The organism is Geothrix campi (genome assembly GCF_024609265.1).
Classification (GTDB): domain Bacteria; phylum Acidobacteriota; class Holophagae; order Holophagales; family Holophagaceae; genus Geothrix; species Geothrix campi.
This window is the reverse complement of record NZ_JANHMP010000002.1, coordinates 501,897-522,706: the sequence shown is the minus strand read 5'-3', so window position 1 is coordinate 522,706 and position 20,810 is coordinate 501,897. Positions and strand designations below refer to the sequence as shown.

At 66.4% G+C, this 20,810-nt stretch carries 19 protein-coding genes; 11 read left to right on the top strand and 8 right to left on the bottom strand.

From position 1 onward, the window contains the following. Nucleotides 1-23: 23 nt before the first annotated feature. Complete coding sequence (locus NOV65_RS11520; RefSeq protein WP_257306603.1) at nt 24-1,919, bottom strand: PAS domain-containing hybrid sensor histidine kinase/response regulator; 1,896 nt, start codon at nt 1,917-1,919, stop codon at nt 24-26. Nucleotides 1,920-2,024: 105 nt separating this feature from the next. Then, on the bottom strand, nt 2,025-2,999 hold the full coding sequence (locus NOV65_RS11515) for a glycosyltransferase family 9 protein (RefSeq protein WP_257306602.1): 975 nt from the start codon (nt 2,997-2,999) through the stop codon (nt 2,025-2,027). Nucleotides 3,000-3,351: 352 nt separating this feature from the next. Here NOV65_RS11515 and NOV65_RS11510 point away from each other — a divergent pair, with 352 nt between their 5' ends. The 5 genes from NOV65_RS11510 (at nt 3,352) to NOV65_RS11490 (ending at nt 8,516) form a co-directional block, all read left to right on the top strand. After that, entirely contained in the window at nt 3,352-4,173 is an 822-nt protein-coding gene (locus NOV65_RS11510; RefSeq protein ID WP_257306601.1) for a hypothetical protein, read from the top strand. Nucleotides 4,174-4,447: 274 nt separating this feature from the next. Continuing rightward, nucleotides 4,448-5,341 carry a hypothetical protein gene (locus NOV65_RS11505; RefSeq protein WP_257306600.1) on the top strand — a complete coding sequence of 298 codons (894 nt, stop codon included), beginning with the start codon at nt 4,448-4,450 and terminating at the stop codon, nt 5,339-5,341. Between the two features lie 30 nt (nt 5,342-5,371). Further along, nucleotides 5,372-7,657: a ribonuclease R family protein gene (locus NOV65_RS11500; protein ID WP_257306599.1), complete on the top strand. Its 2,286-nt coding sequence runs from the start codon at nt 5,372-5,374 to the stop codon at nt 7,655-7,657. Further along, nucleotides 7,654-8,148 (top strand): crossover junction endodeoxyribonuclease RuvC, encoded by a 495-nt coding sequence (ruvC, locus tag NOV65_RS11495; protein ID WP_257306598.1) that lies wholly within the window; start codon nt 7,654-7,656, stop codon nt 8,146-8,148. Before NOV65_RS11500 ends, ruvC begins: the two co-directional genes overlap by 4 nt. Nucleotides 8,149-8,315: 167 nt before the next feature. Then, the gene (locus tag NOV65_RS11490; protein ID WP_257306597.1) at nt 8,316-8,516 is read left to right on the top strand and encodes a hypothetical protein; all 201 of its coding nucleotides are present in this window, start codon (nt 8,316-8,318) and stop codon (nt 8,514-8,516) included. Between the two features lie 286 nt (nt 8,517-8,802). Here the strand turns inward: NOV65_RS11490 and NOV65_RS11485 are convergent, their stop codons facing one another. Together NOV65_RS11485 and NOV65_RS11480 are read right to left on the bottom strand one after the other, a co-directional pair. Then, complete coding sequence (locus NOV65_RS11485; RefSeq protein WP_257306596.1) at nt 8,803-10,533, bottom strand: NAD-dependent malic enzyme; 1,731 nt, start codon at nt 10,531-10,533, stop codon at nt 8,803-8,805. Between the two features lie 103 nt (nt 10,534-10,636). Next, a complete protein-coding gene (locus NOV65_RS11480) occupies nt 10,637-12,631 on the bottom strand; it encodes a thioredoxin domain-containing protein (protein ID WP_257306595.1) in 1,995 nt (664 codons plus the stop codon). A gap of 103 nt (nt 12,632-12,734) precedes the next feature. Between NOV65_RS11480 and ffh the strand changes: the two genes are divergently transcribed. The 6 genes from ffh to NOV65_RS11450 all read left to right on the top strand — a co-directional run bounded on the left by ffh (nt 12,735) and on the right by NOV65_RS11450 (nt 17,359). Next, nucleotides 12,735-14,093 (top strand): signal recognition particle protein, encoded by a 1,359-nt coding sequence (ffh, locus tag NOV65_RS11475; protein WP_257306594.1) that lies wholly within the window; start codon nt 12,735-12,737, stop codon nt 14,091-14,093. A gap of 47 nt (nt 14,094-14,140) precedes the next feature. Then, nucleotides 14,141-15,589, top strand: coding sequence for a tetratricopeptide repeat protein (locus NOV65_RS11470; RefSeq protein WP_257306593.1), 1,449 nt, complete (start codon nt 14,141-14,143; stop codon nt 15,587-15,589). Nucleotides 15,590-15,646: 57 nt separating this feature from the next. Beyond that, nucleotides 15,647-15,889, top strand: a complete 243-nt coding sequence (gene rpsP / locus NOV65_RS11465; RefSeq protein WP_243288668.1) for a 30S ribosomal protein S16 — start codon at nt 15,647-15,649, stop codon at nt 15,887-15,889. 166 nt (nt 15,890-16,055) lie between these two features. After that, a complete protein-coding gene (locus NOV65_RS11460; RefSeq protein ID WP_257306592.1) occupies nt 16,056-16,310 on the top strand; it encodes a KH domain-containing protein in 255 nt (84 codons plus the stop codon). Continuing rightward, the gene (locus NOV65_RS11455; RefSeq protein ID WP_257306591.1) at nt 16,311-16,862 is read left to right on the top strand and encodes a ribosome maturation factor RimM; all 552 of its coding nucleotides are present in this window, start codon (nt 16,311-16,313) and stop codon (nt 16,860-16,862) included. It abuts the gene before it with no gap. An 11-nt stretch (nt 16,863-16,873) separates the two neighbouring features. Then, nucleotides 16,874-17,359, top strand: a complete 486-nt coding sequence (locus NOV65_RS11450) for a PaaI family thioesterase (RefSeq protein ID WP_257306590.1) — start codon at nt 16,874-16,876, stop codon at nt 17,357-17,359. A gap of 3 nt (nt 17,360-17,362) precedes the next feature. Here NOV65_RS11450 and NOV65_RS11445 read toward each other — a convergent pair whose 3' ends face one another. The 4 genes from NOV65_RS11445 to NOV65_RS11430 all read right to left on the bottom strand — a co-directional run bounded on the left by NOV65_RS11445 (nt 17,363) and on the right by NOV65_RS11430 (nt 20,763). Continuing rightward, entirely contained in the window at nt 17,363-17,971 is a 609-nt protein-coding gene (locus tag NOV65_RS11445; protein WP_257306589.1) for a MarC family protein, read from the bottom strand. A gap of 64 nt (nt 17,972-18,035) precedes the next feature. Beyond that, nucleotides 18,036-18,350 (bottom strand): DUF962 domain-containing protein, encoded by a 315-nt coding sequence (locus NOV65_RS11440; RefSeq protein ID WP_257306588.1) that lies wholly within the window; start codon nt 18,348-18,350, stop codon nt 18,036-18,038. Between the two features lie 49 nt (nt 18,351-18,399). Next, complete coding sequence (sppA, locus tag NOV65_RS11435; RefSeq protein ID WP_257306587.1) at nt 18,400-20,172, bottom strand: signal peptide peptidase SppA; 1,773 nt, start codon at nt 20,170-20,172, stop codon at nt 18,400-18,402. 42 nt (nt 20,173-20,214) lie between these two features. Then, nucleotides 20,215-20,763, bottom strand: a complete 549-nt coding sequence (locus NOV65_RS11430) for an NADPH-dependent FMN reductase (protein ID WP_257306586.1) — start codon at nt 20,761-20,763, stop codon at nt 20,215-20,217. Between the last annotated feature and the right edge of the window lie 47 nt (nt 20,764-20,810).

Genomic DNA, 20,810 nt, shown 5'->3' with positions numbered 1-20,810 from the left:
CCCTCTGCCGGCGGCACTCAGATCTACACCAGGGCCGCGTGCACTATCCGCGCCAGATCGCCGGCACTGAAGGGCTTCTGGATGAATCCGGCCAGATCGCCCTGCACGAACCGGTTGATGGCCTCCTGCTCGTTGTACCCGCTGGTGAGAACCACCCTGACGTCCGGATCCAGGATCCGAAGGGCCTGGTAGGTCGCCACCCCGTCCATCCCCGGCATGGTCAGATCCATGAGCACCAGCCGGATCTGCCCGGGGGAGGCCTTCAGGGCCTCAAGACAGAGCGGTCCGTCGGAGGCCTCCAGGACCTCGAATCCCTCCCGCTCAAGGACCCCGCGGGCGGTGGCCCGCACCAGTTCGTCGTCATCCACCACCAGCACCTGCCCCCCTGTGGACCGATTGCCGGCAAGCCCCCCCGTCGGCTCGGCCGGATGGGGTTCCCGGGTGGAGGCGGGCAGGAAGATCCGGAAATTCGTTCCCCGGCCCTCTTCGCTGTAGACCTTCAAGACCCCACCGTGGCTCCTGATGATGCCGAGGATGGCGGAAAGGCCCAGGCCGCGTCCCTTCACCTTGGTGGTGTAGAAGGGATCGAAAATGCGCCCCAGGCGTTCTGGAGGGATCCCGCACCCGGTGTCGGAGATCTGGAAACAGACATAAGGCCCTGGGCTCACCTGCTCCGCGGGCGCGAAGGTGCTCTGGATGTAGGCAGCGTCGAGCGTGGTCGACTGCGTGGTGATGCGGATGGAACCCGGCTTCCCGCCCAGCGCCTCCGTGGCGTTCGTGGCCAGGTTCAGCACGACCTGATGGATCTGCGCCGGATCTCCCAGCACGGGAGGCAGTCCCTCCTCGAAGTGGAGGTGGAGCTCCGTCTTCGTGCCGAGGGACAGCCGGAGCATGTCCAGCACTTCCTCCACGGTCTTGTTCAAATCGAGGGGCCGCACATGGAACCGCCCCTTCCCTGAATATCCCAGAAGCTGGGAAGTCAGCAGGGCCGACTTCTCCGCGGCTGCGGCGGCCAGGCGAAGGTGGCGATGAGCCGGGTTGTCCTCCGGAATCGACTCCGCCGCCAATTGGAAGTTGGCCAGCATGGCGGTGAGGAGGTTGTTGAAGTCGTGAACAATGCCGCCGGCCAGCAGCCCCAGGCTTTCCAGCTTCTGGGACTGGAGGTCCGCCATCTGGCGCCGGCGGGCCTCTGTCACATCCTGGGCCACGCCCCAGAGTTGGGTGCGCCGGCCGTGTCCATCGCGGACCACCTCGGCGGACAGATGGAGGATGCGTTCGTCGCCTGAATCCAGGAGCAGGCGGTGTTCGAAATCGAAATTCGCGTCTCCCTTCAGGGCCTTCAAGATCCAGGTCCGGACCCATTTCCGGTCCTCGGGATGTACCAAGGCGAGGTAGTCCTCTGCGCTCCGGACCGGCTGCTGTCCCTGGAGCCCAAGGATCTCCATGGCCTCGTCCGGCCATTCCAGCCGCTTCGCCAGCAAATCGTAATCCCAGGCCACCAGGCGGGCCAGCCTCCGGGCCTGAGCCAGCCGGACGAGGCTCCGCTGGAGTTCCCGCTCCTCGGCATGCCGGTTCGAGACATCCCGGGCCATGACCAGGACCGCGTCACGCCCCTCGAATCCAAGAGCGTGCGAGGTGATCTCCACCTGGAGGATCCGGCCCGTGCGGGTGGCGTGCCGCCAAGTGCCGCTGCGCTGGAAGGGTGGCCGCCCCTTGCCGACATCGTCCTCCAGCAGGAACACATCCTCAGGCGGGCGGATGTCGCGCAGGGTGAGGGTGAGAAAGACCTCCCGATCGTACCCATAGGTTTCGCAGGCCGCTTCGTTCACCTCCAGAAACTTCAGCGTCGCCAGATCGTAGATCCACATCGGAACGGGATGGCGGCGGAAGAGTTCCTGGAAGGCGTCTATGGAGGGCATGGTGCAGATCCAATCCCCGGATGACCCATTCTTGCAAAAAAGAACGCCTGGCAGGAAAGTCTCTTGGGAATGTCCTGAGATTTCAGCAACGGCCGGTTCGATGCCTCAGATGGCACTCGCCACCTGCTCCGGCGTGAGTTCCTCCAGGCACTGTCGGCGCTGGCAGGCCCGCTCCCGGCAGGGAGAGCAGCTGATGCCAGTTCGGAGGACCTGGCCGGCGCCCGGCGGCAACCCCGCGACAACCGGATCGCTGGACCCGTAGAGCCCCAGCGCGGGAACCCCCAGCACCACCGCCAGGTGCAAGAGCCCCGTATCCGGCGCCACCACCCGGTCCGCCTGCCGGAGCGCCGATGCGAGCTGCCAAAACCCCAGCCGCGGCAGCGCGGCGACACCGGTCGCCTCCGGCAGCCAGTCCCGCAGAGCCTCTTCCTCCGGTCCGAGGGACCAGCGCAGGTCCCAGCGCTCCTTTAGCATCCGGGCCAGGCTGATCCAGTGGCGCAGGGGCCAGCGCTTGATGGCTCCGCGGCGGGAGGCACCAGGCACCAGGACCGCACGAGGCCTCGCCTCCTGAAGCCAGACCGGGCCCGGATCCGGCAGTGGCACCGTCTTCAGCACAGGCCGGAACCGGCCCAGGCCGTTCACGCCCCGGCTCAACCCAAAGGCCTCGGAAAGTCCCAGGGCCTGTTCGTACCGGGTCTGACGCCGGAAGGGCAGCGGATGAGTCTGGAGGGCTCCTGCGAACTCCTTGGTGACCCCATCCCCCCAGCGTTCGGGGAGGGTCGCCAGCCGCGGGATGAGGGCCGCCTTCAGGATGCCGTGGAAATCCAGGCTGGCCTCGGCATCCCGGATCAGGCCCGCCACACGCTTCAACTCGGGCAGGGCCGTCAGCGGATTCGAAAGCCTTTTCCGCCGCACGATCACGGGCTCCAGCCAGGGCAGAGGCTCCAGGAGGAAGGCGTGCCGATCTTCCACCACGGCCCGGAACCGGGTGTCGGGAAAGGCTTCGTGGAGGTTCGCCCAGGCGGGCAGAACGCGGAGGATGTCGCCGAGGGCGGAGAGACGGAGCAGGACCAGATCCATGCCCCCATGCTACCTGCCGATGCCGCTAGGAGCCTGCCCAAGGATTGGAGGGCCCCGCGCGCGTGGCACCGCGCGAGCGAGGCCAGGAAGGCGAGGTGAGCGTAGCGGGTACTACGCGATCCGAGCCTGACGCCGCCTCGCGACGCGCGCCGCCACACGCCCTCCGGGATGGACCCAGGCGGGCGCCCCGCGGCGTCAGCACCCTTGAACGATGCCACCACATCGCCCTGCGGGCCCTTCCCTCTCGGTATCGCCTGTGGCGATACGCGAGACAAACTGATATCTGTGGCGCATCCCGCCTGGAGCCATCGCGGGGCTTTCGAATGCTTGGACAGGCTCCTAGGCTGGAGGCATGAAGCCCTTCGCCAAGGATCAGTCCAAGAATCCGCCGCCCGCGAACTGGCTGGACCGCCTGTTGCGCCGCTTCTCCCGGATCGCCTATGGACTGGCGGTCCTGCTGATGTACACCCTGGCCTCCACCGCCCTGGGGCTCGCCCTGGCACCAGTCCTGTGGGTCTGGCCACTCCTCCACGAATGGTCCAGGTTCCTCCCCGGCCCCCTGCCCTGGATCCTGTCCGGCTTCGGGCTGGCCCTGTGCTTCTTCCTGTTCGGGCTGACCCTGCTGGTGGTCATCCCCGTCTACAACTGGGTGCTGCCCACACGCGTGAAGCCGTTCAAGGGCGGCTACTACACCATCCACGCCCTGCCCTGGTTCCTGCACAACGGACTCTTCTACCTGGTGCGGTTCACCTTCCTGCCCTTCGTGACGCTTACCCCCTTCGGCGTGTGGTTCCTGAAGGCCATGGGCATGAAGATCGGCCGCCACGCCTTCATCAATACTGAATACATCAGCGACCCTCAGCTCATCACCATCGGCGATGACGCGGCCCTGGGCGGCAGCGTGCGCATCTTCGCCCACTACGGCGGCGCGGGAAACCTGGTCATCGCCCCGGTGACCGTGGGGCATCGGGCCACCCTGGGTCTGGCCTGCTGCGTCATGGGCGATGTCGTCATCGGGGACGATGCCACCATCCTGCCGGAGAGCGTGCTCCTGCCTGGGAGTCGGGTAGGGACGGGGGAGACCTGGGGCGGCGTCCCCGCGCGGAAGATCGACCGCGAGGAGATGGAGAAAATCAAGGCCGAGATCCGGGGCATGTCCGAAGCCCTGGGGTGACGCCACCTACAGTCTCTTATGCTCACCCGCGCTGGGTCCCGACTCCGCAGGCTCCCGGGGAGCCTGCTTCACCACCCAGCGGGGTTCGCGGGGCGGCGCCCCCGCGCGGAAGATCGACCGCGAGGAGATGGAGAAGATCAAGGCCGAGATCCGGGGCATGTCCGAAGCCTTGGGATAACCCGGCATCCGATCCTGGGACTAGTCAAGGCCGGTGGATCCCGGAACAATGGGGGTTTCCCCCTGGGGTCGCCCCCCTTCATATTGGGTCATGCTGATGCGCACACTCGCCCTTCTTCCCGCCCTTCTTTTTCCCGCTGCTCTGGTAGCCCAGGCCCCTGCTCCCGCGCTCTCCCTGGGGGACCGGGTGAAGGCTGAACGCCCGGCCGTCGACAAGCTGATGGCGGACCTCCATTACCCCGAGGCCCTGAAGCGGGCCGAGAGCCTGCTACCCCCCACGAAACCTGCATTCGACAAGACCAATAATCAGACGCTGGTACAGAGCGCCGTGGCTTACATGGACCTCTGCCAGGCCTATCGGATGGCCGTGGAGACTGCGGATGCCGCCGGCAGCTGGGAGAAGGCCCTGGAATACGCGAAGACGGCCAAGGCCCTGAGTGCCGAAAGCTACGCCGCCATCAAGGACCCCTTCTCCCAGACCATGGTCTACTACACCCAGGCCGAAGCCAGGGCCAAGCAGGTGCTCGAAGAGAACGACGCCCGCATCAAGGATTTGAAGGGCAAGAGTGTCCTGGATGCCGGCGAGCGCCAGGAGCTGGACTTGGCCCTCAGCGAGGAAAAGGAACTGGTAGAAGACGCCAAGTGGGTGAAGTTCTTCCAGACCTACCTGGATGTCATCAAACGCGAATCCGAGTCCTATGATCCGCTCGTGAAAGTGATGGAGGAAAAGCTCAAGGGCGAGGCCGATCAGGTGGCGGATTACAAGGCCGGCAAGGGCGACAAGCTCAAGTGGGTGGAAGCCGTGGTGTCCAGCCCCGCCTATCTCGAAGCCCAGGGCGACAAGGCGGGCAAGGCGCGCTTCCTGTACCGCCTCGCTGTCCTGGATCCGGAAAGCAGGAAGGTCCAGCAGCAGCTGGACGTCCTGTTCGGGAGGGTCTCGGCAGCTCCCGCCAAGCCGGCCAAGCCCGTCAAAAAGGGAAAGAAGGGCTGAACCTCTCCCCAGGGCCTGTACCCTGGGGGCATGACTCGCCGCTCCGCCCCTCGCATCCCCGTCCGCGCCCCATCGCGCACCCCTGACCGGCGGGAATCATCTCAAGCCCCGCGACCCCAGGCCGCGGGGCTTCGTCCGTACGAGACCTTCGAGGCGACGTTTCTCGGCCACCCGGAAGGCGCGGGGGGCTTCCTGAGGGTGGTGGGCAGGCCCAAGGGGCCAGGCATGGATCTGCTGGTGGACTGGCGGGACGCCCACGGCGCCATCCATGGGGACCGCGTGTTGGCCGAGGTCAGCGGCGAGGGCTGGGATGGCCGCATCAAGGCCCGGGTCCTGGAGGTCAAGGGACGGGGGGAGATCCCCTTGCCCGGGACGCTCCAGAAACAGCCCTGGGGCTGGCGCGTGGTGCCCCTGGAACCCCGGCTGCCCCAGGTCATCGCCGTACCGCCCACAGACTTGGCCGAGGATGGCGAACTGGTCAGTGTGAAGCTGGACGCGGATCCCGAGGCCAAGCAGCTGCGCGGCACCGTGGTGGCGCGGTTGGGGAAGAAGACCGACCTGAAAATCGAGAACAAGCTCACGGCGGCCCTCTTCAACCTGCGCACAGTCTTTCCGGACGCGGTCATGCGCGAGCTGGCGCCCTTCCCCACGTCCATCTCCCCCGAATGGAGCCAGGGCCGCGAGGACCTCCGCGAGACGCTCACCTGCACCGTGGATCCCCCGACGGCAAAGGACTTCGACGATGCCATCAGCCTGGAGGTCCTGCCCAGGTCTGAAGGCGGTGGCTGGCTCTTGGGCGTCCACATCGCGGACGTGAGCCACTATGTCGCGGAAGGCGGCCCTCTGGACGAAGAGGCCCGGCTACGGGGCACCTCGGTCTACTTCCCGGACGAGGCCATCCCCATGATCCCGGACCGCCTCAGCGGCGATCTGTGCAGCCTCCGCGAAGGCGTGGACCGGCTCACGATGACGGCCTGGATGACCCTCTCGCCCGACCTCGATGTGGTGGAGACGCGGCTTTCCGAGAGTGTCATCCGCAGCGCCAGGCGCCTCACCTACGACGAGGTGAAGGAGGCCTCCATCGACCTCTCGACACGGAAGCGCGCCGAGCTGGGCGAGAGCCTCTGCTCCCTGCTGGACGAATCGCTGGTGCTGTCGCGCCGGCTCACCGAGATCCGCCTGGGCCGTGGCGCCCTGAACCTGGACACGGAGGAGGCCGAGTTCATCTTCGATGCGGAAGGCCGGCCCGTGGACGCCCGCCGCTATCCCCGCCACGATGCCCACCGCATGATCGAGGAGTTCATGCTGCTGGCGAACGAAGCGGTGGCGCAGTTCTTCACGCGTAAGAAGGTCCCCACCATCTACCGCATCCACGACGAGCCTGATCCCCTGAAGCTGGAGATCTTCGCGGAAGTGACCCGCACCTTCGGGCTGCTCAAGCCCAAGGAAGTGCCCACGCCCGAGCACCTCAACGCCATGCTCGACAAGATCCGCGGGGGCCCCCTGGAGGCCATGATCAACACCCTGCTGCTGCGCAGCCTCAAGCGGGCCGAATACAGCGCGGAGAACATCGGCCACGCGGGTCTGGCCCTCCAGGACTACCTGCACTTCACCAGCCCCATCCGGCGCTATCCGGATCTCATCGTCCATCGCCTGCTGCGGAAGGTTCTGCGCGGCGAGCGTCTGCCCGAGGCCCTGCAAAGCCACCTGGCCGTGCTGGCCAAGGGGGCCAGCGACGCCGAGCAGAAGGCCACCGAGGCCGAGCGCGAAAACGACAAGTGGAAGGCCTGCCTGCTGATGAAGTCCCGCGTCGGGCAGCGGTTCCAGGGCCGCATCCAGGGTTTCTCCGCCAAGGTGGCGTTCATCACCCTCGATGCCCCCTTTGTGGAGGTGGGCGTGCCCCTGACGGCCCTAGGCGGCAACTTCTGGATCGATGAGCACCGCACGAAGGCGACCGGCCTCCGCGGCACCGTGGTGCTCACCATCGGCGATGCGGTGGAGGTGGAGATCACCGCGGTGGACGAAGACCTGCGCCGGATCAGCGCCTGGGTCACGGAAGCCAAGGCGCAGGATGCGCATGGGAAGGCGTTCCGGTTCGTGCCAACGCTCGCAGCACCCGCGCTGCTGCGGGAAGGGGATCTGGAGAAACCGCGGCGGGGGCGATCCCAGACACAGGAAACGCGGGCCCGGCGGGAGCCCGCGCCGAAGGGGCGTCCACCCAAAAAGGTGCGGGAAACGACCGGCAAATCCCGGGAAGCCCATCCCAAACCACCCAAGGGCAGCGTCCGGGGTGTGGGCAAGCGGAAGGGACGATGATCGTCGCACCGTCCCCGGTCCGCTGCCTTGGCGTGGATCCTGGCTCCCTGGCCTGCGGCTGGGCTGTGGTCGAGCGTTTTGGCTCCCGAATGTCCCTGGTCGAAGCCGGCGTCATCCGCAACCCCCGCGGGGCCGAGTTCGACCAGCGGGCCCTGCGCATCCATGAGCGCCTGTCCGAGGCCATCGCCGCCCATGGCCCCTCCTTCATGGCCGTGGAATCCCCTTTCGTGGAGAAGAATGCGGCCACCGCCCTGAAGCTGGGTCAGATCCGCGGGGGGATCCTGCTCACGGCGGCCCTGCACGGGTTACCCGTGGGTGACTACAACCCCATGCAGGTGAAGAAGGCCGTCAGCGGCTACGGCTGGGCGGACAAGAACCAGGTGGGGAAGATGGTGATGACCTTGCTGAACTTGAAGGAACCCCTGGCGGCGGATGCTGCGGATGCCGCGGCCGTGGCCATCGGCCATCTTCTGGCCTCCCGGCGGGTCTGATCCGCTCCATGCACGACCCGAAGGTCATGTTTTTCAAGGCCTTGATAAAGTGTCACGCGATTCATGACAAAAAATCACGTAACTCATGACATTTCTTGTGATGTCTATCACTAGCATTGGGGATCGGCAAAGACGATGATGATGTCCAGGAAGCAACTGGAGCCACCATGCACATGGATACCAGCGTTCGACAGCACAACCCGGCCTTCTGGACCACTGCAGAGCGTTTGCACGAAGTGTTCAATCAGCTGGAGCGCCAGATGAGCACCTCGCCGCGTGGCCTCGCCGTCCTCCGCCAGGTTCAGGCTCTCGAGGCCGAGCTGGAAGCCGAAGTCATGCACCGCAGCCACCGCGTCCACGCCGCCTGAAGCAGTTCCATCCCATTCAAAGGCCCGGCATTGCCGGGCCTTTTTCGTGTCCTTGAAGCAGGCACCCAGAGGCCTATCTGGGAGCAATCTGGCGCGTTGCCAGAGGAGGAACACCCGGAGCATGAAAAGGGCACCCCAAAAGGGGTGCCCAAGTGTCTCGGCCACTAAGATCCTGGGCCGGAAGGGGCTGGCGTGAACGGTCGCCCCGTGGGAGGAAAGAGGGACTCTTCCCGCTTACAGGCTAGGTCACGCCTGAAGCTCCTCAAGGGGAAAAACTGTCCTGGCGTCAATCCATCTGGCGCGGGGCTCCAGGCCGGTAGGCCGTGTAATGAGGCTCCCACTGGGCCTTGGTGATGATGGCCTCCAGCTTCTCGTCATCCAGCAGCCGGCCCAACCCCGAATCCCGCGCCTCCTTGCTGACGGCCTTGGCCACGGCGGCCGAAACCTGACGGATGTCCTTCATCTCCGGCAGCAGCAGGCCGGTAGCCTCCTGCTCGGGCGTGACGAAGGTGCTGATGGCCTTGCTGGCCGCCAGGAACATGCTGTCCGTGATCCGGGTGGCCTTGCAGACCAGGGCGCCGAGGCCCACACCGGGGAAGATGTACATGTTGTTGCACTGGGAGGCCTGGAGCGTGCGGCCTTTCCAATCCAGGGGGGAGAAGGGACTGCCCGTGGCCACCAAGCCCTTGCCGTCCGTAGCTTTCCAGACGGCCTCGGGTGAGCACTCGCATTTGTGGGTGGGGTTGGAGAGCGCCAGCACGATGGGCCGTTCCGAGTGCCTGGCGGTCTCCGCCAGGATGGCCTCGTCGAAGAGGTTCGGCTGGGCGGTGACGCCGATGAGCACGGTGGGATGCGCGTTGCGGACCACGTCCTGGAGGCTGATGCGGGAGGGGTCGTCCAGCTTCCAGCCCTCCACCGCGGACCGGCACTGGGCCAGCGGTAGCTGCGGACCCTCCAGCAGGGGATCGCCTTCGATGAGCAGCCCCTGCATGTCCACCGCGAAGATGCGCTTGCGCGCCTCCACATCGGAAAGGCCCTCCGCCTTCAGCGCCGCGCGGATGTTCATGGCAATGCCCGTGCCCGCCTGGCCCAGGCCCACGATGACGTAGCGCTCATCCTGGAAGCGGCTCTTCTTGATGCGCATGGCCGTCATCAGCGCCGCCAGGGCCGTGGACCCGGTGCCCTGGATGTCGTCGTTGAAGGAGAGGATCCGCTCGCGGTACCGGTCCAGGTTCTTGAAGGCCGTGTGCTTGGCGAAGTCCTCCCACTGGAGCAGCGCGCCGGGGAAGTTGCGCTTCACCCCGAGCACGAACTTCTCCACCAGTTCCTCGTACTCGACGCCGCGCAGCCGGGGCCGGCGGATGCCCAGGTAGAGGGGGTCCTCCAGCAGGCGGGGATTGTTGGTGCCCACGTCGAGGGTAACGGGCAGGCAGACGCCGGGGTGGACGCCTCCGGCGGCTACATAGAGGCTCACCTTGCCCACGGGGATGCCCATGCCGTCCGAGCCCAGGTCGCCCAGGCCCAGGATGCGCTCACCATCGGTCACGACAACGAGGTTCACCTGCGGCTGGGACAACCCCTGGAAGATCTGGTCGATGTTGCCGATGTTCTCGGGGGTGACGTAGATACCCCTGTAGCGCCGCTGGATGTGGCTCATCTGCATGCAGGCCTGGCCGACCGTCGGCGTGTAGATGATGGGCACCATCTCTTCCAGGTGATCGATCAGGAGCCGGTAGAAAAGGACTTCGTTCCGATCCTGGAGGCCGGAAAGGTAGATGTAGCGCTCCAGGTCGTCGGGTTTGCGCAGGAAGGCCTCGTAGGTCCGGTCCAGCTGGGAGTCCAGGGTCGCGATGCCGGGGCGCAGCATCCCGTCCAGCCCCAGGCTCAAGCGCTCTTCCTTGGTGAAGGCCGAGGCCTTGTTCAGGTGGGGGTCGTTCAGCAGCTGCCGGCCCCGGACGTAGACCTCGTAGTATTCCTCGCCCGTCAGCGGGTCGATTTTCAAGCCAAAGGTCTTCATGGCAGCCCCTTTTCACATCACCGTGTGCGCCGACCGCACCACCCGCGCGGCCAGCTCTCAGTGTAGCCCTGCTCCCTGGGGGGATCGGGTCACATCCAGGCTGTCAGCGGAGGAGCAGAGCCAGGTCGCCTGGCGTCGTCACAGGCCGGGCGCAGATGCGGCCACGACAAACGAAGGCGAAGGGACCCGCCTCCGACGGTGCCCGGTCCTCGTGGAGCGGGAGAAGCTGATCCTCCGATACGGACAGGACCCGGCCCGGCAGGTGGCGCCGGTGGACCTCCGCCAGCAGGGCCCGCACCGCTGGGCTGCTGGGATCGCCCGAGATGGCCACCTCCACCGGCTCGCGCAAGGCCAGATCAAGCGCCCCCAGCATCCCCAGGAACGCCCGCGGCGCCCGCTGCATCCAGGGCGCGAAGCACCGGAGGGTGCCCTCGGCGGCCTGCCGCAGATCCTCTCGCTGGAGATGCCGCGACAACCGCAGCAGAGCCCGCGCTGCGAGCGTGTTGCCGCTGGGGATGGCGTTGTCGAACCCCGGTTTCTGCCGGAAGATCAGATCGGCCTGATCCGCCTCCGTGCTGAAGAAACCACCTTCTGCGGGGTCCTGGAAGCGCGTCAGCATCCCCTCGGCGAGTGTCTCCGCCCAGCGCAGCCAGGCGGGGTCGAAGCCGGCCTCGTAGAGGTCCACCAGGCCCTCCACCACGGCCGCGCTGTCTTCCAGGAACCCCCGGGTGTGAGCCTGCCCCTGCCGCCAGACCCGCAGCAGGTGGCCATCCCGCCAGAGCTCCCGGCGCAGGAAAAGGGCGCACTCCCGCGCCGCCTCCAGGTAGCGCGGATCACCGAGCACCTGGAAACCCCGGGCCAGGGCCGACAGCGCCAGGCCGTTCCAGGCCGCCAGCACCTTGTCATCCTTGCCGGGCCGCACGCGCCGGTCCCGCCAGAGTCTCAGGGCCTCGCGCAGGGTGCGGTCCTGGTCCTCCGGCTGGACCGCTCCGGTGGGGCAGGAGAACCGGTGGATCACGCTGCGGCCATGTTCGAAGTTCCCCTGCTCCGTGATGCCGAAGGCTGCACAAAAGCGGGCGCCATCGGCCTCGCCCAGGGCTTCGCGCACCTCGGCCGGCGTGAAGACGTAAAACCTCCCCTCCTCGCCTTCGCTGTCCGCATCCTCGCTGGAATGGAACCCGCCGCTGGGGTCGCGGAGGTCCCGCAGCAGGTAGTCCAGGGTCTGCCGGGCCACCTGGGCGTAGCGCGCCTGTCCCGTGGCCTGGAAAGCCGCGAGGTAGCAGGCGGTCAGCTGGGCGTTGTCATAGAGCATCTTCTCGAAGTGGGGCACCAGCCATTGCGCGTCCACGCTGTAGCGGGCGAAGCCGCCTCCCAGATGGTCGTACATCCCCCCCTCCCACATCGCATCGAGGGTGCGGAGGGCCATGGCCTGATCCGACGCCGAGCCCCGGGCCAGGATCAACTCCACCGCCATCTGTTGCGGGAACTTCGGGGCTGGGCCGAAGCCGCCCCAGCGGGCGTCGAACCCCTGGCGGAGCTGCTGCAGGGCCGCATCGAGGACCTGGGTATCCGGCAGATCGCCGCCGGGTTCCACCGCCGCCTGGCGCTGAAGCTCAGCGGCCAGGCTGCCGGCCTGGGCCACCACGCCGCTTCGATCCTCCCGCCATACTTCCGCGATGCGGTGGAGCAGAGGGATGAAACCCGGCATGCCGCTGCGGGGTTCCGGCGGAAAATAGGTGCCCCCATAGAAGGGTTCCAGGTCCGGGGTGAGCCACACACTCATCGGCCAACCACCCCGGCCTGTGAGCGTCTGCACGGCGTCCATGTAGAGGTCGTCCAGGTCGGGCCGCTCCTCCCGGTCCACCTTGATGCACACGAAATGCGCATTCAGCACCTCGGCCACGGCCGGGTTCTCGAAGCTCTCCCGCTCCATGACGTGGCACCAGTGGCAAGCGCTGTAGCCGATGCTGAGGAAGATGGGCTTCTGCTCGGCCCGAGCCCTTGCGAGGGCCTCCTCATCCCAGGGGTTCCACGCCACCGGGTTGTGGGCATGCTGGAGCAGGTAGGGGCTGAGACTTCCGGCCAAACGGTTCGGCATATCCGACTCCACGGGACCGGATTATCACCCAGGATGGCTTTCGCGACAGGGAAATGCCTGGCACCGCCGGTAGAATAAATCTTTCGTAGCGACCCGGAGTCCCATGTTCGACAGCCTCACCCAGAAGCTCAGCCAAGCGATGAAGTCCCTCCGGGGCCAATCGAAATTCACGGAAACCAACCTTGAGGCTGTGCTGCGCGAGGTGCGCATGGCCCTGCTCGAGGCCGACGTCCACGTGAGCGTGGCCCGCACCTTCCTGCAGCGGGTGAAGGAGAAGGCGCTCGGCGCGGAGGTCATGCAGGGCCTCAACCCGGCCCAGGCTTTCATTGACATCGTCCACCGCGAGCTGGTGGAGATCATGGGTGGCCAGGCGCCGGAATACCCCATCGCCTTCGCCTCGAAGCCGCCGACGGTGGTGATGATGGTGGGCCTCCAGGGCGCGGGCAAGACCACCACCTGCGGCAAGTTGGCGGTCTTCCTCAAGAAGCTGGGCCGTTCTCCCCTGCTGGTACCCGCGGATGTCTACCGTCCCGCGGCCATCGAACAGCTGCACGTGGTGGCCAAGGATGCAGGTGTGCCTTCCTTCCGCACCGAGGAAAAGGATCCGGTCGCCATCTGCGCCGCGGCCGTGGCCGAGGCCCGCCTCAAGGGCTGGGACGTGGTGGTGCTGGATACCGCCGGCCGTCTGCATCTCGATGAAACCCTGATGGAGGAGCTGGCCCGCATCAAGGCCGCTACTTCGCCCGACGAGATCCTCTTCGTGGCCGACGCCATGACGGGCCAGGACGCGGTCCGCAGCGCCACGGCCTTCCACGAGAAGCTGGGCATCACCGGTGTGGTGCTCACCAAGACTGACGGCGATACCCGCGGCGGCGCGGCCTTCAGCATCAAGCAGGCCACGGGCCAGCCCCTGAAGTTCGTGGGCGAGGGCGAGAAGCTGGAGGACTTCCAGCGCTTCCACCCGGACCGCATGGCCCAACGCATCCTCGGCATGGGCGACGTCCTCAGCCTCATCGAGCACGCCAAGGACAAGCTTGACGAGAAGGAAGCCGAGGCCATGGCCAAGCGCCTGGCCAAGAACCAGTTCACCCTGGAGGACATGCGCAAGCAGTTCCAGCAGGTGCAGAAGCTGGGCTCCATGAACAAGATCATCGGCATGCTGCCGGGCCTGGGGCAGATGAAGGACCAACTCGCGAGCGTGGCCACGGACAAGCGCATCAAGCACCTGGAGGCCATCATCAACTCCATGACCCCGGCCGAGCGCGCCAACCACAACCTGCTCGACGGCAAGCGCAAGCGCCGGATCGCCTCGGGTTGCGGGCGCCCGGTGAGCGAGATCAACCAGCTCATCAAGCAATACGTGGAAACGAAGAAGATGATGGGTCAGATGAACGATCCCAAGTTCATGGCCCGCATGCAGCGCATGGCCAAAATGGGCGGCGGCCCCAACCTTCCCTTCTAGAGGTTCCCCTGGTATTCCTCCGGTCCCTGACATCCGCCAGAATCTGGATGCTCCTGGGCGCGTGCCTGGGGGTCTGCCTGGCCGGGGCGTGGGTCTGGCGTTCCAGCACCCTCTCGGCGGGAGCGAGACGGGTGCTCATCATCAGCCCCGAGTCCTCACAGCAGACGGACGTCAATCTCGGGCTCGAGACCCTGATCACGGATCACTTCGAGGTATTGGCCGGCATCACGGTCACCCATTCCGCCACGGTCCCCACCCCGGCGGCGCTGCGGAAGCTTCCCGCGGATCTGGTACTTCTCCGTTTCCTTGGACGCCGCGAGGGGCAGCAACTGGCATTAAGCACCCAGTGGACGACCCCGGCCGAATTGCTGGCGGGACATCCCTGGGTCCGCCATGCCCAACCGCCCATGGAACCAGCACAGGCCATGGACACCTGGGTGGCGCGTTGGCCCCTGGAGCGCCGCCATCGCTTCAGGGCTGACCTGTACCCCCGCAAGCCGGAGCACTTCTGGGAGCTGCTCCACGCCATGGCCATCCGGGATGATCGCGAGGCCACCGCCCACCTGACCGCCACCCAGGCCCTGGCCGAGGCCGAGCCCATGTGCGCCACGGCCTGGGCCACCCTGGGCGATCACCTCTACCGCAGCCTGTGGGTGGACCCCGCCCATGCCGGCATCGGCCTCAGTTCCCGCACCCACAAGGCCTTCGAGCACGCCGTGAACCTGGTTCCAGGCCACCCGCGGGCCACCTTCCTGTGGTCCCTGATGCTCACGGATACCGGAAACCAGGACCTGGCGCTGCGGGTTCTCGGCAATGCCGTGCGCCTCCGTCCCAGGGTGCCCGACCTCTACCTGGGTTTCACCTACGCCGGCCGCACCTCGGGTCTGCTGGCCGGCGCCCACTCGGCCATGATCCGGCGGGAAACCCTCATCGCCCCTCTCGCCCCGGCTTCGTTCTGGACCGTCGAGACCACCAATCTCTATCTCGGCGACTGGGCCGCCTTCGAGCAGGATCTGCAGCGGGCCCGTGCCGTGCGCGAGGATGCAGGCGTCCTGTTCTACCAGGGCTACCTCGCTCTGCTGAAAGGCAACCGTGGGGAGGCCCTGGCGCACATGAAGGCCGGTGAAACGGCCACAGGCTCCAGCCCCTTCCAGGACCTCAGCCGGGTCTACCGGGCCTATCTGGAGGGACGGACCGAGGACGGGCTGGCTGAACTTCGGCGCATCGACGAGGTCCGCGGCAAGCTGCGCATCCCCGACGGGGAGCTGACCTTCAAGCATGCCGAGGCCTATTCGCTCCTCGGCGACGCGGACCGTGCCGTGGACGCCGCCACGCGGGCCTTCGTCCAGGGGTTCAGTTGCGCCCGCTGGTACGAGACCTCCCCCTTCCTCGAGAAGATGCGGACCCATTCCCGGTGGCCCACCCTGCGGCGGAACATCCGGGAACGCCAGGCCGTCCTCGAGGGGAGCTTCCCGCCCGCCAGCTTCGAGCCATGAATTAGCGCTTGGGAACGGTGGAATTCCGCGATATACTCTCCTGCTCAGGGAGTGCCCATGCTTTCGATCCGACTTGCTCGCAATGGTGCCAAGAAGCGCCCGTTCTACCACATCGTCGTCTCCGAGAATGACCGCATCCCCACCGGCCGCGCCGTGGAGGTGCTGGGCTTCGTGAATCCCATCGCCGGTTCCGGCGAAGAGGTCCGCATCGACGCCGAGAAGGCCAAGTCCTGGCTCCAGAAGGGCGCCCAGCCCTCCAAGACCGTGCTCGATCTGTTCAAGAAGAACCAGATCCTTTAGGAGGCCTTGCGAAATAACCAGCGTTGTTCTGGTTGTTTCGTTAGAGCTCCTTATTCCGCCCCCGTCGTTCTGTTCACGATCCATCTTTGATCGAGGCGGCGTAGCCGGTTTCCGACCTTCGAAAGCCGGGCCCAGGTGCGGCTTTCTTTGTTCTCCCGGAGAAGCTATGAACCCCGAAGCCTTCCTGCGTGATGTGCTGACCCCCCTGCTGGATTATCCGGAGGCCCTGCGGGTGGAGATCAGCGGCGAGGGGAAGAAGCGCGACGTGCTGGTCTTCGCCGATTCCAGGGATCGCGGGCGCATCATCGGCAAGCACGGGCGCATGATCTCGGCGCTCCGGACCCTCTGCAAGGTGGCCGGGGAGAAGGCCGGCCTGATGGTGAACCTCGAACTGGACGACGAGGACGAGCGGGAGGCCTAGATGCTGCTGGCGGGTCATCTGGCCAAGGTCCAGGGGCTCAAGGGTGAGTTCCTGTTCCATTCCGTCATGGACGAGCCGGAACGGCTGGAGGGCATGGCGGGCCTGGTGCTGGCCCCACCTCAGCTGGACCTGGAGCACGGAAAGGACGCTGCCCCGGCCCGGCCCGTGAAGCTGCGGAGCTTCCGGTGGCACCAGGAGCGCCCGTGCCTCGCCTTCGCCGAGGTGCCCGACCGCACCGCGGCTGAAACCCTGAAGGGCTGGGCCCTGTGGATGCCCGAGGCGGCGGCTGTGCTGGGCGATGGCGAGACGTTCCGCCACCAATGGATCGGCTGCGAGGTCTTCATCGGCGGGCGCAAGGTGGGCGAGGTGCTGCGCCTCGATCCAGGCCCCGCGGGCTATGACATGGTGGTGATGCGCGACCTGCGGCCCGGCCGGACCGGTCAGCGCGACATCCCGTACATCAAGGCCTGGTGGACCCTGGATCTGCCGAATCGCCGCCTGGATCTGGATCCGCCCGAAGGTCTGCTGGACGTGAACCTGGTGGGCGACTGACAATCGGAACCATGTCCCTCCCATTCGAACGCCTGAAACAGACCTTCGGCATGCGCCTGTTCGGGTGGCTGAAGATCCCCCTCCTGGCCTCGGTCAGGCCCAGTGTCGTCGAGCTGACGGAAACCCGCTGTGTGGTGCGGATCCCCCTTCGCCGCTGGACGAAGAACCACCTGGGGTCCATGTACTTCGGCGCCCTGGCCATCGGCGCCGACTGCGCCGGTGGGCTGCTGGCCATGGACCAGATCAAGCGCTCCGGGCAGCCGGTCTCCCTGGTCTTCAAGACCTTCCAGGCCACCTTCCTGAAGCGCCCGGAGTCCGATGTCTACTTCATCTGCGAGGAGGGCGCGGCCATCCGCGACCAGGTGCGCCGCACCCTGGCCTCCGAGGAGCGCATCACGGAGCCCATGCACATCCAGGCCTCGGTGAAGCTGCCGGATGGCACCTTCGAGCTCGTGGCGGAGTTCACGCTGGAACTGAGCCTGAAGCGAAAGGCCTAGACTTTAGGCCGCCCGGAGCTGCAGCACGAACTTCTGGATGCCCGCCAGCAGCATCTCGATGGCCATGGCCGTGAGCACCAGGCCCATGAGCCGCTCGAAGGCCTGGGTGACCTTCTCGCCCAGGAAGGCGGCGATCTTCTCTGCGAAGCCGAGCACCACGGCCGAAATGGCCATGGCCACGGTCAGGGCGCCCAGCCACTCCCAGAGCCGCTGGGGCTCCCGGCTCACCAGCAGCAGCACGGTGGCGATGGCCGAAGGCCCGGCGATGAAGGGGATGGCCAGGGGCACGAGGAAGGGCTCCCCGTGGAGGGGAAGGTCTGTCGGGCCCTCCGGATGGGGGAACACCATCTTCAGGGCGATGAGGAAGAGGATCACGCCGCCGGCGATACCCAACGAAGTGTCTGTCAGGTGCATGAGGTGCAGCACCCTCTGACCGAAGACGGCGAAGAAGAGCAGGATGGCGAAGGCGAACAGCACCTCGCGGACGATGATCCGCTGGCGTCGGGCCGGATCCACCTGACGCAGCAGCCCGATGAAGACCGGGATGTTGCCCAGGGGATCCGTCACCAGCACCAGCAGGACGATGGCCGAGACAAAGGAGGAGGAATCCATGGCCTTCCAGCATAGCCCTGGAACCGGTCCGGCCTGGAAGAATGGGCGGCCCCGGGGCGTCCCCTCAGACGGAAGGCACTCCCCGCTTCAGCACCTTGGCCAACCACCAGCGGAGGCCCACCAGCAGGAAGCGCCAGTCCTTGAAGAACTCCGGCGGCTTCCCCTCCACCGCATGCCCCAGGAACTGGAAGCACCAGCCTACGCCAAAGAGCAGCAGGCCGGCCTTCCAGAGGCCCGGGACCAGTGGGGCCACCACCAGCAGCAGCACCGACAGGGCCACCAGGGGGATCCCGACGGTGTGGCAGGCTCGGTTGACGGGATGCTGGTGGCTTTGCGCATAGGCCTGGATCCATTCGGCCATGGGTCTGGTTCCGAGCATGGGCATCTCCCGGCACTGCGATGCATCGCGCCCGGCGGGGCGGATCAGGTCACTTCAACTCGAGTTCGAAGGGCAGCCTGGCGTAAACGCCCTGGGGATCATTCAGGGATGTCAGCAGGTCCAGCTGATGGCGGAACGAGTCCACCAAGCCATCCACCGCCCCGGGCCGGGCCAGCTTCCTGGGCTTCCCCGCCAGGCTCTTCAGGAGCTCCTTGAGGGCGTCCGGCTCGCGTTCCGGCCCTACGACCTGATAGTCATCACCCGCCTTGGCCCGCCCCGCCGCGTGCTTCACCGCGGCTTCGAGGCCCCCGATCTCATCCACCAGGCCCAGCTTCACGGCTTCCTGTCCAGACCAGACGCGGCCCTGGGCGATCTCATGGACCGCCTCCTTCTTCATCTTCCGGCTGTCCGCCACCTTCGCCACGAACTGCTCGTAGATGCGGTCCACCAGGCCCTGGATGCGGGCCAGCTCCAGATCATTCTTGGGTCGCGCCAGGGTCATGGGGTTCGCCAGCTTCGCCGTCTGCACGCTGTCCCAGGTGATGCCGTGCTCGTTGGCCAGCTTCTTCACGTTGGGCAGCAGGCCGAAGACGCCGATGGAGCCTGTGATGGTGCTGGGCTCGGCGAAGATGCGGTCGCCGTAGGTGCTGATCCAGTAGCCACCCGAGGCCGCCAGATGACCCATGGACACCACCAGGGGCTTCGCCTTCTTGGTGAGGATGACTTCACGCTGGATGAGCTCGGAGGCCGCCGCACTGCCGCCGGGGCTGTTCACGCGGAGCACCACCGCCTTGATGCGGTCATCCAGGCGCAGCTGGCGCAGCTCGCGACTGAGCCGCTCGCCGCCCACCTGGTTGGCCTTGCCTTCGCCATCCACGATCTCGCCTTCAGCCACGATCACGGCGATGCGGGTCCTGCCACTCTTCGCTTCACCGGCGATGCCGGCGTAGGTGGCCAAGGTGATCTGGGGGAAATCCTTGTCCTTGGCCTGCTTCCCGGCCAGCTTCTTCAGTTCGTCCAGCACCTCGTCGTAGGGCGCGACGCGGTCCACGAGGCCCAGCTTCTTGGCCTCGTCGGCTTCCACCAGCCCCTTCTCATCGGCAATGGCCTGGAGCTCGACGGGGGTCTTCTTGCGATCCTTGGCGACGGTGTCCTTCCACTCGCTCCAGATGTCATCGAGCAGCTTCTGCACCTGTTCCCGGTTCGGATCGCTCATGCGGTCGGTGATGAAGGGCTCCACCGCGCTCTTGTACTTGCCCACGCGGGTGACCTGCACCTCCACGCCATATTTCTTGAAGGCCTCGCCGAAGAACATCGGCTCGCTCGCCAGGCCGTTCACCTCCATCTCGCCGAAGGGATTGATGAACACCGTGGTGGCGCCGGCGGCCAGGTAGAAGTCCCGCTTGCCCCAGCCCAGGTTGTAGGCCAGCACGGGTTTCTTCGCCTTGAAGCGCTGGATGGCCTCCCGCAGCTCGCGCAACTGGGCCGGACCGGCATTCCGAAGGCTGCCCGTGAGGAACAGCGCCGTGATGCGATTGTCCGAGGCGGCCCGGTCCAGAGCATCAATGGCCGCGGGCAGGGACTGGCTGCGGGCACCCCCGCCGCTAAGGGCCTCGCTGAGGGCCTCACTGGGCTCAGGATCGCGCTCCCCATCGGACAAGCTGGTGTCCATATCGAAAACCAGCACGGCCTTGCCAGGCACCGAGGGCTTGCCCGAGGAGCCGATGACCGCCAGCAGGCCGAAGAACAGGAAGACAGCCACACCGCCAGCCACCATCAAGGCCAGCAGCGCGGCGAAGAAGCTCTTGAAGAAATCCTTCATGGCGGCTCCGGGAAGATGCTCCAGGATCGCATGAACTCGGGTTTACGGCTCTGGACGGAGTCGTGCCGCCAGGGCCAGGAATCCGCCCAGGGTCTTGTCCACGGAGGCGGCACTGCGGGGATCCGTCGGTGCTCCGTGCTCATCGAGCTGCTGGTCCGCATGAGGGACCGTGATCGCCCCGGGATAAGCCAGCGCGCCCATGTTCGCCAGGGTCGCCCGCCATGCCACGAGGCCGCGGGCACCACCGAAGGCGCCCGGGCTGGCCGCGCACAGCAGGACCGGCAGGCCTTGCCAGGGGCTGGGCCCCATGGTGCTGATCCAGTCCACCGCGTTCTTCAGGTGACCCGGGATGCCCGAGTTGTATTCCGGCGAAACGATCACCAGACCCTGGGCCTGTCGAAGAGCCTCATGAAGGACCTGGGCCCCCTCCGGAGCTGCCAGGCCTTCCTCATAGAGGGGCAAGCGCAAGGCCTCGCCCACGAAAGTGGAGACCTCCCGACCCTGGGCCTCCAGCAAGCCGGCCAGATGGTGAAGCAGACGGGCATTCAGGGAAGCGGGACGGAGGCTTCCGCCCATCAGGGCCACGTGCATGACTCCTCCTCATGATCGTGAATTGTGACCTGGATCAATCTTTACTT

Bases quoted from the DNA above. Each gene is read 5' to 3' on its own strand.
- ffh (WP_257306594.1), top strand. From the start codon at position 12,735: ATGTTCGACAGCCTCACCCAGAAGCTCAGCCAAGCGATGAAGTCCCTC.
- NOV65_RS11430 (WP_257306586.1), bottom strand. From the start codon at position 20,763: ATGCACGTGGCCCTGATGGGCGGAAGCCTCCGTCCCGCTTCCCTGAAT.
- NOV65_RS11450 (WP_257306590.1), top strand. From the start codon at position 16,874: ATGTCCCTCCCATTCGAACGCCTGAAACAGACCTTCGGCATGCGCCTG.
- NOV65_RS11510 (WP_257306601.1), top strand. From the start codon at position 3,352: ATGAAGCCCTTCGCCAAGGATCAGTCCAAGAATCCGCCGCCCGCGAAC.
- NOV65_RS11485 (WP_257306596.1), bottom strand. From the start codon at position 10,533: ATGAAGACCTTTGGCTTGAAAATCGACCCGCTGACGGGCGAGGAATAC.
- ruvC (WP_257306598.1), top strand. From the start codon at position 7,654: ATGATCGTCGCACCGTCCCCGGTCCGCTGCCTTGGCGTGGATCCTGGC.
- NOV65_RS11460 (WP_257306592.1), top strand. From the start codon at position 16,056: ATGAACCCCGAAGCCTTCCTGCGTGATGTGCTGACCCCCCTGCTGGAT.
- NOV65_RS11445 (WP_257306589.1), bottom strand. From the start codon at position 17,971: ATGGATTCCTCCTCCTTTGTCTCGGCCATCGTCCTGCTGGTGCTGGTG.
- NOV65_RS11515 (WP_257306602.1), bottom strand. From the start codon at position 2,999: ATGGATCTGGTCCTGCTCCGTCTCTCCGCCCTCGGCGACATCCTCCGC.
- NOV65_RS11500 (WP_257306599.1), top strand. From the start codon at position 5,372: ATGACTCGCCGCTCCGCCCCTCGCATCCCCGTCCGCGCCCCATCGCGC.
- NOV65_RS11490 (WP_257306597.1), top strand. From the start codon at position 8,316: ATGCACATGGATACCAGCGTTCGACAGCACAACCCGGCCTTCTGGACC.
- rpsP (WP_243288668.1), top strand. From the start codon at position 15,647: ATGCTTTCGATCCGACTTGCTCGCAATGGTGCCAAGAAGCGCCCGTTC.
- NOV65_RS11470 (WP_257306593.1), top strand. From the start codon at position 14,141: ATGCTCCTGGGCGCGTGCCTGGGGGTCTGCCTGGCCGGGGCGTGGGTC.
- NOV65_RS11480 (WP_257306595.1), bottom strand. From the start codon at position 12,631: ATGCCGAACCGTTTGGCCGGAAGTCTCAGCCCCTACCTGCTCCAGCAT.
- NOV65_RS11505 (WP_257306600.1), top strand. From the start codon at position 4,448: ATGCGCACACTCGCCCTTCTTCCCGCCCTTCTTTTTCCCGCTGCTCTG.
- NOV65_RS11455 (WP_257306591.1), top strand. From the start codon at position 16,311: ATGCTGCTGGCGGGTCATCTGGCCAAGGTCCAGGGGCTCAAGGGTGAG.
- NOV65_RS11520 (WP_257306603.1), bottom strand. From the start codon at position 1,919: ATGCCCTCCATAGACGCCTTCCAGGAACTCTTCCGCCGCCATCCCGTT.
- NOV65_RS11440 (WP_257306588.1), bottom strand. From the start codon at position 18,350: ATGCTCGGAACCAGACCCATGGCCGAATGGATCCAGGCCTATGCGCAA.
- sppA (WP_257306587.1), bottom strand. From the start codon at position 20,172: ATGAAGGATTTCTTCAAGAGCTTCTTCGCCGCGCTGCTGGCCTTGATG.